This window comes from Neobacillus sp. PVCKKU3 (assembly GCF_058323225.1).
In genome coordinates this window covers 32,202-45,275 of the sequence record NZ_JBLVQN010000051.1, presented here as the reverse complement: position 1 = coordinate 45,275, position 13,074 = coordinate 32,202, and the positions used below count along the sequence as shown (strand labels likewise).

Annotated in this window: 11 protein-coding genes; 6 read left to right on the top strand and 5 right to left on the bottom strand. The window is 40.6% G+C overall.

Going from position 1 to position 13,074, the window contains the following annotated elements:
* Together ACNQGS_RS25325 and lpdA are read left to right on the top strand one after the other, a co-directional pair.
* Positions 1 to 320 (top strand): HesB/IscA family protein (locus ACNQGS_RS25325; RefSeq protein ID WP_491489744.1); only part of this gene is annotated, 320 nt, incomplete at its 5' end.
* 32 nt (positions 321 to 352) lie between these two features.
* Positions 353 to 1,753, top strand: a complete 1,401-nt coding sequence (gene lpdA / locus ACNQGS_RS25320) for a dihydrolipoyl dehydrogenase (RefSeq protein ID WP_491489743.1) — start codon at positions 353 to 355, stop codon at positions 1,751 to 1,753.
* Positions 1,754 to 1,801: 48 nt separating this feature from the next.
* Here lpdA and ACNQGS_RS25315 read toward each other — a convergent pair whose 3' ends face one another.
* Both ACNQGS_RS25315 and ACNQGS_RS25310 read right to left on the bottom strand, forming a co-directional pair.
* A complete protein-coding gene (locus ACNQGS_RS25315) occupies positions 1,802 to 3,028 on the bottom strand; it encodes a YbfB/YjiJ family MFS transporter (RefSeq protein ID WP_491489742.1) in 1,227 nt (408 codons plus the stop codon).
* A gap of 163 nt (positions 3,029 to 3,191) precedes the next feature.
* Entirely contained in the window at positions 3,192 to 4,427 is a 1,236-nt protein-coding gene (locus tag ACNQGS_RS25310; RefSeq protein ID WP_491489741.1) for a M24 family metallopeptidase, read from the bottom strand.
* Positions 4,428 to 4,942: 515 nt separating this feature from the next.
* Between ACNQGS_RS25310 and ACNQGS_RS25305 the strand changes: the two genes are divergently transcribed.
* Complete coding sequence (locus ACNQGS_RS25305) at positions 4,943 to 5,719, top strand: creatininase (RefSeq protein ID WP_491489740.1); 777 nt, start codon at positions 4,943 to 4,945, stop codon at positions 5,717 to 5,719.
* A gap of 58 nt (positions 5,720 to 5,777) precedes the next feature.
* Complete coding sequence (locus ACNQGS_RS25300; protein ID WP_491489739.1) at positions 5,778 to 7,181, top strand: amino acid permease; 1,404 nt, start codon at positions 5,778 to 5,780, stop codon at positions 7,179 to 7,181.
* Between the two features lie 40 nt (positions 7,182 to 7,221).
* Here the strand turns inward: ACNQGS_RS25300 and ACNQGS_RS25295 are convergent, their stop codons facing one another.
* Entirely contained in the window at positions 7,222 to 8,886 is a 1,665-nt protein-coding gene (locus tag ACNQGS_RS25295) for a PucR family transcriptional regulator (RefSeq protein ID WP_491489737.1), read from the bottom strand.
* 280 nt (positions 8,887 to 9,166) lie between these two features.
* Between ACNQGS_RS25295 and ACNQGS_RS25290 the strand changes: the two genes are divergently transcribed.
* A complete protein-coding gene (locus ACNQGS_RS25290) occupies positions 9,167 to 10,798 on the top strand; it encodes a PucR family transcriptional regulator ligand-binding domain-containing protein (protein ID WP_491489736.1) in 1,632 nt (543 codons plus the stop codon).
* 72 nt (positions 10,799 to 10,870) lie between these two features.
* Here ACNQGS_RS25290 and hxlB read toward each other — a convergent pair whose 3' ends face one another.
* Both hxlB and hxlA read right to left on the bottom strand, forming a co-directional pair.
* A complete protein-coding gene (hxlB, locus tag ACNQGS_RS25285; protein ID WP_378588397.1) occupies positions 10,871 to 11,428 on the bottom strand; it encodes a 6-phospho-3-hexuloisomerase in 558 nt (185 codons plus the stop codon).
* A 16-nt stretch (positions 11,429 to 11,444) separates the two neighbouring features.
* A complete protein-coding gene (hxlA, locus tag ACNQGS_RS25280; RefSeq protein WP_378588400.1) occupies positions 11,445 to 12,086 on the bottom strand; it encodes a 3-hexulose-6-phosphate synthase in 642 nt (213 codons plus the stop codon).
* Positions 12,087 to 12,388: 302 nt separating this feature from the next.
* Between hxlA and ACNQGS_RS25275 the strand changes: the two genes are divergently transcribed.
* Positions 12,389 to 13,060, top strand: a complete 672-nt coding sequence (locus tag ACNQGS_RS25275; RefSeq protein WP_491489735.1) for a GNAT family N-acetyltransferase — start codon at positions 12,389 to 12,391, stop codon at positions 13,058 to 13,060.
* The last annotated feature ends 14 nt before the right edge of the window (positions 13,061 to 13,074 follow it).

The following is a 13,074-nucleotide window of genomic DNA, read 5'->3' as shown; positions in this document are numbered from 1 at the left end:
GGACTATAAAGGGGGAGAGAGAAATGGTAATCAGCTTAACAGAAGCAGCAGTAAACAAGCTGAAAACAATAGACACAAAAGAAGATCAGTTTCCAAGGATTGATGCTGATATTGCCGGCGGATGCGGAATTTCAGTTAAATTTAATCTTATTTTTGATGAGATCCGGCGGAATGATACGGTGATTGAATATGAAGGAATTCAAATTCGAATTGACCATTTTACAAAACGTTATTTAGATGAAGTAACACAAATTGATTATACAGAGGAACAGGGTTTTCAGGTTGGCGAAAGCTTTAGCTCAAGTGCATGTGCCACCTGAGATTTAAATAGATATAAAAGGAGATATATAGAATGTCAAAGGAATATGATGTTGTCATTATCGGCGGGGGAACAGGCGGGTATGTTTCAGCCATTCGGGCATCCCAATTAGGATTAAAAACGGCAGTAGTGGAAAAAGGAAAGCTCGGCGGAACCTGCCTGCATGCAGGATGCATTCCTAGCAAGGCACTGCTGAGAAGTGCCGAAGTATTTGCAAATGCAAAAAATGGAGAAAAATTCGGAGTGATTGCGCCTGAAGTCAGCCTTGATTTTCGAAAAGTCCAGGCCCGGAAGGAAGAAATCACGGACCGCTTGTTTAAGGGAGTCCAGCATTTGCTGAAAAAAGGTAAAATCGATGTTTATGAAGGCAAAGGCAGGATTATAGGGGCAGGAAATGTTTCAGTGCAACTGAATAATGAGGAGGAGGAAATCCTCTTAAACTGTCAAAATATTTTAATCGCAACAGGTTCCCGCCCAAGAACACTGCCTGGTTTGGAAGCGGACGGGAAGTATGTCATGACATCCGACGAAGCACTGCAAATGGAAGAACTGCCTAGTTCGATTCTAATTGTTGGCGGCGGCGTCATTGGAATCGAATGGGCGTCTATGTTAGTTGACTTTGGATTAGAAGTAACAGTTATTGAATATGCAGATCGCATTTTGCCGACAGAGGATAAGGAAATTTCGAAGGAAGCACAGCGCCTTATGAAGAAAAAAGGCGTAAAAATTGTCACTAGTGCAAAGGTGCTGCCAGAAACATTAGAAAAAGGCGAAGGTGTATCGATTAAGGCGGAACAAAAAGGGAAGGAAGTTCCATACTCCGCTGATAAACTGCTCGTATCTGTCGGAAGACTGGCCAACTTGGAAGGGGTTGGTCTTGAGAATACGATTGTTGAAGTTGACCGTGGTGTAATTAGGACAAATGAATTCTATCAAACAAGTGAATCGAATATTTATGCCATTGGTGATGTAATTGGCGGCCTGCAGCTTGCCCACGTAGCCTCCCATGAAGGCATTATTGCCGTTGAACATATGGCGGGTGAAAAACCGGCACCACTCGATTATACGCTTGTTTCCAAATGTATTTATTCAAGCCCGGAGGTAGCAAGTGTCGGGCTGACAGAAGATGAGGCAATCTCGAAAGGCTATCAGGTGAAAACAGGTAAGTTCCCATTCCGGGCAATCGGTAAAGCGCTCGTATTTGGGGAAGCGGATGGCTTTGTCAAACTGGTTGTTGATCAAGAATCTAATAAGCTGCTAGGGGCTCATATGATTGGACCGCATGTAACCGATATGATTACGGAACTGGGGTTAGCTCAGGTTCTAAATGCAACATCGATGGAGATTGCTCATACCATCCATCCTCATCCGACCTTAGCCGAAGCGATTGGCGAAGCGGCACTGGCAGTTGAGGGGAAGGAACTACATGCCTAATTAATAAAAGGGTAACTCAGCATTGGGTTACCCTTCTTACATTGGAATTCATTCATGGCCTTCCATTAATTCATGATGCTTTTCGAGTACCAGCTTTCCTTTTACTTTTTTATTTAATTGTGTGGATAATCCAAAGGCTGCGAGAAGTAGCCCGCTGCAAAGATATAACGCAGAAGGGATTCCGCCAAGATAGTCGATAAACCAGCCGCCAAGGCCTGGGCCAATAAATTGTCCGACAGCAAAATAAACAGTGGCATAACCTAATGCAACAGGTGCGTAAGATTGATGAACCTGCTCTGTTGAAAGAGCTTGAATAAGCGAAAGCATTCCGACGTACGTAATCCCCCACAGGAATTGACAGATGACAAACCCAAGGTATACCGGAAATATGATCGGGATGATCATCGAGATGGCGCCGAGAAAAAGGGTAATCAGCATGGACGTCTTCCTGCCAATTTTGTCCGAAATCGTTCCCCATAACGGGCCGCTAAAGATGGACATAATGCTGCCCAAAGACATGATATGGCCGGCAGAATATTGATTAATATGTGAGTCCAATAAAAAGCTAAAAAGGAAACTTTGTGGAATTAAATAAGCAAATCCAATCAACCCATAAATGACTGCAACCAGGACAACTTTTTTATTTAGGTACACATCATGAACAAAAGAATGTCCCTTTTGAACAGTTTTATGTAACACTGTTGGAGGGTCTCGAAGGATTTTATAGGAAACAAAGGAAGAAAGAAGAGTGACGAAACTGAATAAAAGCCAGAGATATCGCCAGCCATTGGTGGAAAACCAATCAGTAAAGACTGGAATTAGTATGCTTGAAATTAGTGACCCTAATCCTAAACCGCTAATGATAAAGCCAATCATCATTCCTCTTTGCTGCGGGTACCATCCCACCACGATATTTACCAGCGGGGTATAGGTAAAAGCAGCCCCGATCCCTAAAAGTACCATTCCAACTAAACAGCTAAGAAAAGTTTGCGTCCAGGTTAAATAGACTAAACCACAGGTGACAAGCAGGGTTCCGATGATGATTAACTTCCTCGATCCCCATTTCGCCGCAAATATGCCAACAAAGAGAACTAGGCTCAAATAGCCGACAGCAGTAACTGTACCCAATAATCCGGCCTGCTGGTAAGTAAGTGATAAACTATCTTTCATAAAGGGCATTAGAATCCCATAAGACATCCTGCCGAAGCCAATTACACATAAAGATACCAATGTGGATGTCAAGGCATACTTCCAAATTTGCTGGTTTTTCTTCATTTATTTCTAATGCTCCTTTCTGCATAGATTAATAGCAGCCTCTTTTGCTGAACAATAGAATCTATGTGTCTGCTTCAAAAAAGTTTCCTGCTTTATAAGCGAATAAAACTGGGGGCGAATAACCCCCAGTTCTAGCAAACTTTTGTTTTATTAAGCGTCTGAATTACTTCTTAATAATGTTATATTCAGGACCAAATGGGAAGCCAGTGATATCTTCAGCAGTACCATCTTCGTTAATAACCAAGATATCATGCTCACGGTAGCCGCCGGCACCTGGCTTTCCTTCAGGAATATTGAAGCATGGCTCCATAGAAACGACCATTCCTGGTTGAAGAACTGTTTCGATATCTTCACGGAATTCTAGCCCGCCTTCACGGCCATAGTAGTGTGATAGAACTCCGAATGAGTGGCCATATCCGAATGTACGGTTTTTAACTAGGTCATGCTGGCGGAACATTTCATTTAACTCTGCACAAATATCTTTACATACTGCACCAGACTTGATTAATTCAATACCGCGCTTGTGTACGGCAACGTTGATTTCCCAATATTTAAGATGGGCATCAGAAACTTCTTCCAAGAACATTGTACGCTCTAAAGCAGTATAGTAACCGGCAATCATCGGGAATGTGTTAAGGCTTAGGATATCACCTTTTTGTACTTGTCTAGATGTAGCCCAGCTATGAGCACCATCAGTATTAATACCAGACTGGAACCATACCCAAGTGTCTCTTAATTCAGACTGCGGATATAATTTTGCAATTTCGCGCGTCATTGCTTGTGTTCCGGCAAGAGCTACTTCATATTCAGGCACACCTTCACGGATTGCTTCAACAACTGCATAACCGCCGATGTCAGCGATCCTTGCACCATTTTTAATGTGTTGGATTTCTTCAGCAGATTTGATCCAGCGTGATCTTTGAATGTCTTGAGAAACATCAACTAATTCAAAGTTTGGAAATGCATCTTCAAATTTTTTGCGAAGATCAACGGATACATGGTCTTCTTCAATGCCTAAACGGCCTTTTTTAACTCCGGATTCTTCCAAAACTTTTAGGATGGCATAGAAGTAGTTGTCTCTTCTCCAGTCAGTGTAAACGATATTTTCATCGAAGCTTCTTCTCCAAGGCATTCCGCCGTCGATGTTGGCGCTGACTGTTACGTGTTTGTTTTGGGTAACAACTAGTCCATAATTCCGGTTGAAAGAAGTAAATAAGAAATCACTGTAATAGTTAATGTTATGGTATGAAGTGAATAATACAGCATCAATATCCTTTGTAGCCATATAATTACGAAGGTTTGTATTACGGCGCTCCATTTCCGCTCTTGAGAAAGTGCCTTTAAACTTTTCGCCATTGTGCAGAATTTTCGTTCTTTCAAGATCTGTGATTTGTTGCATGTTTCTTCTCCTACCTTCCTGATAATAAAATTATTTTTAAACTTTGCTAACCTGGAAGCTAAAAATCTTCTATTCTTATGTACTTATAGCAACCACCACCAATTTTTAAATATTTTGAAAACTATCTGATATAATTTCATCTTACAACCGATATACCGTGTAAACAATTGGATGTTCATGCTTAATATTTGATTTAAAAACAGGGGGAATTTTGTGCACGCAGTACAAGATAGTTCCAATACATCGAAAGCTAGTTTGTAGAAATCTCATCTTTTGCTTGTTATTTTGTGGTATTTGTCTAAAATAGATATAAAATTATGTGTAATTTTCCAAAAATTCAGCACTTTCGGTCAATAGTAATCGCTTTCATAGGGTGTTAAGATTTAAAAAACAAAGCCAATAGCAGCTTAGAGAATTCATGATAGAAGATGGGAGGTAACAACAGGATTTTAGATTAATGAAAGCAGTTTCATCTCATGATGCAGAAGGTCATTACAATTGAAAGGAGTAGAGGAATGAATCGTCTTATTAGTAATATGACCTGGAAAGAATATCGTGACAAAGTAGAGAATGGGATCTTAATATTACCTGTCGGCTCTACAGAACAACACGGACCCCATTTGCCGCTTGGTGTTGACACGATTATCGCAACACAATTTAGTTTGGCTATCGCCGAGGAAGTGAATGCGGTAGTAGCCCCAACAGTATCCTATGGGTATAAATCACTGCCGGCCTCAGGCGGCGGGCCGATGTTCCCAGGAACGATTGATCTAAACGGCTCTACTTTAACCTCATTAGTATACGATTTATTGAAAGAGTTCGTGGCTGATGGCTGGAAGCAAATTCTCATTTTCAGTGCCCATTATGAGAATGAGGCATTCCTTTCGGAAGCTTGTGATCTCTTGCTTCGAAATCAAACAGAAGAGTTTCCTAAGGTTTTAATTTGCAATTGGTGGGATAATCTATCTGCTGAAACAGTGTCAAGAGTATTTGATGAAGTAAAATTCCCGGGCTGGGCCCTAGAACATGCGGCAATTTCAGAAACATCCTTAATGATGCATCTTTCACCAGAACTTGTTAATGAAGATTTGATTACGGATGATGGAATGGTTAGTCCTCCAACCTATCAAAGCTTTCCTCCATCTAAATCTCTTATCCCAGCTACAGGATGCTTGCATTCAGCACGATCCAGCTCTGCAGAGAAAGGGAAACTAATCGTAGAAGATGCAACAAAAACAATCGTTTCCTTTTTGAAAAAAGAATTCTCCTTAGATTTGGTCACTTTTAAATAGTCTCCATTTGTTTGTTTTACATCTGAACAAAAAATAATCTTTAATAAGGGGAGATTTTATGAGTCAGGAAGGACAACTGCAAAAAGGCCTAAAGATTAGGCATTTAACAATGATTGCTTTTGGCGGTTCAATCGGTGCGGGTTTATTTGTCGGGAGCGGTGCTATTATTCAGATGACAGGACCGGCTGCTGTCATTACAGCATTATTGGCAGGAATCCTAGTTATTCTTATTATGAGAATGCTCGGAGAAATGGTAGTTGCTAAGCCATCATTAGGATCATTTTCTGATTATGCACGTGAGGCGCTGGGAAATTGGGCGGGGTTCACCGTGGGCTGGCTGTATTGGTATTTCTGGGTTATTGTTATTGCAGTAGAAGCCATTGCCGGTGCTCAAATATTAAGAGATTGGTTGTTTCCTAATATGTCTTTATGGGCATTAAATCTCATTTTGCTTGTAGCCTTAACGGTCACGAATATCTTTTCAGTTAAAGCCTATGGTGAATTTGAGTATTGGTTCTCATTGATAAAAATTGTTGCCATCACGTTATTCCTTACCCTCGGTGGTGCCTACATCTTTGGTTTATTGCCTGGCACAGAAATGCACTTATCTAATTTGACGGCACATGGCGGATTTATTCCTAAAGGACCTGGAATCGTCTTTATCGCTGTTGCTACCATTATTTTTTCCTTCGTTGGTTCCGAAATCGTAACAATTGCCGCAGCTGAGTCAGTTGAATCTGAAAAAGCAGTCGTAAAAGCGGTAAACTCTGTTATTGTCCGGATCATGACATTCTATGTAGGGTCCGTCTTTATTATCGTCAGTGTTATTCCTTGGAATGATGGAAAAGCGCTTGCAAATCCGTATGTTAGTGCACTTAAAGTAATGGGGATGCCATACGCTGATACGATTATGAACCTGGTTGTTGTAACAGCCGTCCTTTCATGTTTGAACTCCGGCATATACACTGCTTCGAGGATGTTATTTGCTCTAGGTGATAAAGGAGACGCTCCTAAATGGATTACACAAGTGACAAAAAGAGGAGTCCCGTTAAAAGCTATCCTGACATGTACGATATTTGGATTCATTTCCGTCATTATGGCTTTCGTATCACCAGATACAGTGTTTCAATTCTTATTGAACTCTTCCGGAGCTATTGCGCTGTTCGTCTACTTATTAATCGCTATTTCGCAGCTAATACTTCGCAAAAAGATCGAGCGTGAAGCGCCTGAACGTCTTAAATTACGGATGTGGGCATACCCGTATCTGACAATTTTGGCCAGTTTATCAATCATCGCGGTCATCACGACAATGGCTTTTAACGCTAGTACCCAGTCTCAGTTTACCTTAAGCATCCTTAGTGCCATTGTAGTAGTCATCTTATATGCTATTAAAACGAACATATCCAAGAAAAATTCAATTAATGCCAACATTCTTAAGCCTGAAATAACTAAGCTGGATTAGCGTGAAAAAGGTCTAATGGGAGTCGCCATTAGACCTTTTTTCAAATTATCGCGATATCGCCTTCTGATTCGTTCTTCAGATCCGATTCCTTGTATTCAGTAGCCAATGATTCAAGATCAAGCGCTACCTGAATCCAAAATTGACACCGTGGCGACGTTAAGCTTTCTTCAAAAAGTTGTTCAATTCTTTTAATACGATAGCGTAAAGTATTAAGATGGATATGAAGATCTTTTGTTACCTTATCGCGATTATAGTTATTTAATGCAAGACATTTTAATGTTTCGTATAGGGTTGTTCCATGTTCAGTCAGTAATTCCTTTGGTAAGATGATATTTCTAAATTCCATTGCTTTCTTGGGGGTTAGCCCCCCGTAAAGAAACATTTCACGTTTCAATTGCTCCGAAAAGTAGGCTCCCCCCGAATGGCTTTGATGAATGACTAAAGGCGCCAAAGCTTTAGCTTCCTGGTAACTTTCTTTAAAAGACAAAACATGCTGTTTGATCTCTCCTAATACCACGACTGGAGCTGTGTGAGCTGTTGTATTTCTTACATTATTTTGTAAATGATGGACTGCTTGTTTAATAGAAGCTTTATCCAGATTAGATGCTAGAAAAAGCACTAACTGCTCTTTATAGATCTCGCAAAAGCCGTTTAGCCCTTCGGTTTCATCAATCCACTTTTTACATTCATCACGAATTGACTCCATCCCGATTGATAGGGGAGAGGTAAGATTGTTTTCCCCGACAAGAATCAGTCCTGCCAGCCAATGCTTTTGTTGTTCGATTCTAAGCTCCTGAATCTTTTCTTCAATGATGATAGAGGCTGTTTCAGGATTTTCAAGCAGAAGTTCCAGTAATTCAAGACGTAACTGTCTGCCTCTTGCTTCGAGATCTTGCTTATTTAAAACGATATCAACCAGGAGGTCTACGGCAAAATCGAGGCTATAAGCAAACTCTTCATTTACTTTTTGCCCCGGACTGATCAGCCAAAGAGCACCCCTTTTTATTCCCTCTATCTTTATCGGAACGTTCATAATATAGGATGGGGGATTATCAGATAAATTAACGGTTTTTGCATTATTCATCAGCTGTTGGGACTGCCTGTTTTGAATAAAAGTATTGATGCACTTTTGAAAATTAACACGCTCTCCTCCGTTTGGAGATGCCTTTACATAAATTTGATTGGCAGTATCCGTTATCGCAACTGGGCAATTAAGATAACCGGCAAGAATTTCACAAATGGACGAGTAACTGGGGGAAGATTGTAATTTATCCCTAAGTTCAATTGGAACCCGTGCGGATCGCTCTATTTTTTTATAGTGTCGGTCTATGATTTCCAGATGAATTTGTTCGGTAATTTTCACGAACGGGACATTATATGGAACTTCGATTACAGGAATGGAGTTTTTTTCACCAAATTCTAATGCAGCGGCTGGGCATCCAGTTAAGTATCGTCCTGTGGCAAAGAGAATACCCGAAATTTGGTTGCGAAGAAAGGAGTTGAGAAGTCTTTCTTCCGCTTGTTTATTTTGCGGCCATATTTGTCCACACGTCAACAGAAATTCTCCACCCTCTAAAAAGAGGCCCACGTCCTCAGTATCCATGACGTGAACCCAGCGGACCTTACGGCCTAAACCGCCTTTTCCGGCATGGACCACCGCTTTCTGGAGTTCAGGAAATTGTAAGACTTCTCTCATTGTAATCATAGCAATCCTCCTTTTTTAATTTCATAGATATAGCGCTTTCATAGCAGGGGGTCTGAGAGTGCAGAAAACTTATTAAAGTGATAGAATAGGTATGTAAGCATTATCAAAAGATTTGGAAAATTATAAGTATAAAGCTAGAAGCTCTACACTATTTTATCATAAAATAGTAGCTTAATAAGATTAGCATTATTTAATATTTTGCACAATTGTACTATAATGCTAAAATATCATAATAAAATTTGGAATTTTCTATACATTTGGCACAAAGGGGGAAAACTGCGTGATAACAGTTAAAGAGGCATTGCAGCTGTCGCAGTTGAGCAGTATAACCGTCCGTTCAGGGCAAAAAGGACTGTATCGAAGAGTACGCTGGGCTCACGCTTTTGAATATGATGATGTGCAGCATTTCCTGGAGGGAGGGGAACTGCTTTTAACTAGCGGACAAAGCTGGCCGAAAGATAAGGAATTGGAGAGTAAACTTCTTGAAGGATATTTGAGTTATCAAATTTCAGGCATTCTATTTGCGACCGGACGTTACTTAACAGAATGTCCTCCGGCCGCCTTGGAATTTGGAGAAAAATATGCGATTCCTGTTTTAGAAGCACCCTATCATGTACCATTTGTGAAAATAACCCATGCGATTCATATTGAAATTATGAACCGCAAAATTAAAAAAAGAGAATTAGCCGCCCAACTGCCTAGTAAACTTGCCAAAGAATTGGGAGAGGCAAATAGCAGGATAAAAGTTTGCGAGCTTTTGAGTGAACATTTGAACTGCCCAGCCGTCATTACAGATTCTGCGAACAAAGTACTAGAACAATCAGTTCCAAAAGAAACCAGCATGAACCTGCCAGAAGTATTAGGTTCCCTTATCCCAATATTCCAAAAAAGTCTATCTGATCGTCTGCTTGACGATAGACCGATAGAAACTGAAGTACAGGTAATCAGCGAACAAACTAATGCTTTTGTTGTTCCACTTCAAATAGAAGGGGATTTTTGGGGAACTCTTTGGCTTTTACCCCCAGGTAATGACTTGACGGAGGAACAGGTTCCTATCCTTGAATTTGCGGCAGCTCTCCTTATCGATCAGGTACTACATAACAAGGAAACGGAGCTGAAAAATAGACAGTTACGTTTGGAATTACTGGAGTTTCTAATCGAAAATCCGCAAGAAGCCCCCGCTATTATGGAAGAAAAAGTACAAGAGCTGGGTTTTTCACGGAGAACAAATTGGCTTGCGGGCCTGATTCTCTTTGATGAAAATAAGCTTGGACCTCGGGAGCGGGAAGATATGGACAAGCTGCTGGCTGAATGTGAACAATGGATCGAGCATACAGCTGAAGTTGATGGATTATGCGAGATATATGAGAATCAGCTTGTCTTAATCCTATCTTTTAGCGGAGATCAGAATTTAATCGAAAAGGAACTAAAGCGCTTACAACTTAACATAAACAAAAGCAGCCAAAAAGCAGCCCCGGTGCTTATATTGGGGGAAACAAAGCAGCGCGTTTCATCTCTTGCTGAAAGCTACCGTGAGGCCAAAGCTTTAGTCCCCATCGTTTTATACAAAAGTCAATCAGAGGGGCCTTATTTTGCCGGCCGATTTAGGCGTGAGCTGCTTATTTATGGAGCAATGAGTTCGGATAGGGCTGAGCAATTACGGAACTTAATCCTGCCGAAGGAACTGCTTACCGAACGTGGTTTCATATTCTATGAGACGCTAAAATGTCTCGCTTCGCTTGAGTACAACCGGGAAAGTGCCGCTAAAGCCATGCATATTCACCGGAATACCTTAAGGTATCGAATTGAACGGATTGAGGAACTCATCGGGGATAGCTTGTCATCCACGAGCTGTCAATTTTGGATTAAGGTCGCGCTCGACCTTGAATCATTGTCAAATCAAGGTAGTTGAAATTAACTTTAAATCCGCTGTTTACTTAGTGAAATAAAACAGCTTCACCGGATGGTGAAGCTGTTTTAAATTTTATTCTAAATTTGCATGTCTGCCATACATAACGCCAGATTCTAAACCCTTCTTGCTCATGATCCTTAAGATGGTCGCATCGAAGTAAAGTAAGAGGGTCTGCTCAAATAATGAGCCCATCGGTTGAATGGTTTTGTAATCACCATCCGCACCAGCTTTTGGCTTGGCCGGGATTTTAATGGCTACATCGCTTAATCTGCCAATCGTTGATTCCGGAGAAATGGTAACAACTGCAACAGTGGCATCGATTGATTTAGCCTTCTCTGCCATTGAGACAAGGCTCTTCGTTTCACCCGATCCAGAAGCAATAATTAAAATATCGTCTTCCTGCAGGCTGGGGGTTACTGTTTCACCAACAACATAAGCATCTAACCCCATATGCATCAAGCGCATTACAAAAGATTTGGCCATAAATCCAGATCTTCCAGCCCCGGCTACAAACACTTTTCTGGCTTCAAGAATTCTGTCTACTAATCTTTCAGAATCCTCTTCGGCAATTTGGCCGATTGTCCGATCTACCTCTTTTACAATTTCTGAAGCATATTTGAGAGTTGTCATAATTGAAATACCCTTCTTACACTAAAGCATGTTGCTTAATCATGTCTTGCATTTTAGCCGCAACAGCTTTTTTATCAGCTTGGTTCGCAATACCGCCGCCTACAATGACAAGGTCAGGGTTTGATTTAAGAACTTCTGGAAGTGTTTCTAATTTAATGCCGCCTGCGATGGCAGTTTTTGCATTTTTTACGACACTCTTAAGTGTTTCAAGGTCTTTAAAGGAGTTTTGGCCCTTTGCTTGCAGGTCGTAACCTGTGTGAACACAGATATAGTCTACACCCATTGCGTCAACTTCTGCGGCCCGTTTGGCAATATCTTTAACAGCGATTAAATCAATAAGAATCTTTTTGCCTTGTTTTTTCGCTTCTGCCACTGCACCTTTGATCGACTCGTCTTCTGCCACTGCTAGAATCGTAACGATATCAGCACCATGTTCGGCTGCTTTTAAAACTTCGTAACCTGCTGCATCCATTGTTTTCGTGTCAGCTAGTACTTTTAATTGTGGGAATGCTTCTTTAACAGCTTTTACTGCTTGAAGACCTTCGATTTTAACTACTGGTGTGCCGATTTCTACGATATCAATGTAGTCTTTAACTTCTTCCACCAATTTAATTGCTTCTTCAGTATTTACTAGGTCTAGAGCTAATTGTAATTCCATTTTTTGTTCCTCCTTTAATATTTTGGTTGCTACAATGTTCATTATAATTTGCAATTTTCCAAAAACAAAGTATGCACTTTTTTTTCATATAGTGTTAAAAATGACACTGTAAAAACGTGCCGAAAAGACCTTTGAACCTGCTTTAAATCTTGGCACCATCTTACAAATTAGGTGTTTTTTTTCTCACTATCTAACAAAAAAGTGTGTACTTGTTAAAACTCAATCTGTACTTAATAATAAAAATAATCTTTTATTTGTATTTGGCAAAAGCTGATTAAATCAATAATAGGGGTGAAGAAAAAGTGGAATACCATCGAATAACAAATATAGTAGATCCGTATTTTAAACAGTTGCATCAATTGATGGGAGAAGTGTTCCCGCCGGAAGAAGTACTAGAATTTAATTTGTGGAAAGAACCTTTGGAAGACCCTAATATTCGGGTTTTTGTGGCAGTTGAAAATAATAAGGTAGTAGGAGCGACGGAATATCGTTATTATAAAGACTTTAATATTGCGATGACTGATTTTACCATTATTGGTCAAGCCGGGCTGGGGATTGGACCGTTCTTGGCCAATAAGAGGTTAGCAGATTTGAAAGCTTTAGCGGCAGAAAACGGGGAAGAGTTATATGGTATGTTTGCCGAAGTCTATGATCCATACCAAGTAGACGATTATGGATTCGGCGGTGTTAAGCCGATGGATCCCTATGTCCGCCGCGAGGTATTGGCGCATCTCGGCTATAAACGCCTTGATTTTCCTTATGTTCATCCATCCTGGAATAATGACGGCGAGCCTGTAACCGGCCTCGATCTTTGCTTTCTTCCGACCGATGGCAATCTGAAAGAACTGCCTACAAGCCTTATTGTGAAATTTTTAAAACGATATTATACCGTTTTATCAAACAAACCAATCTCATGGTATGTGATGGTTCAGAATTTGGAAAAAAATAAACAGGTTCAGCTGCTGCCAATTTAGGTAAAGGAAATTGG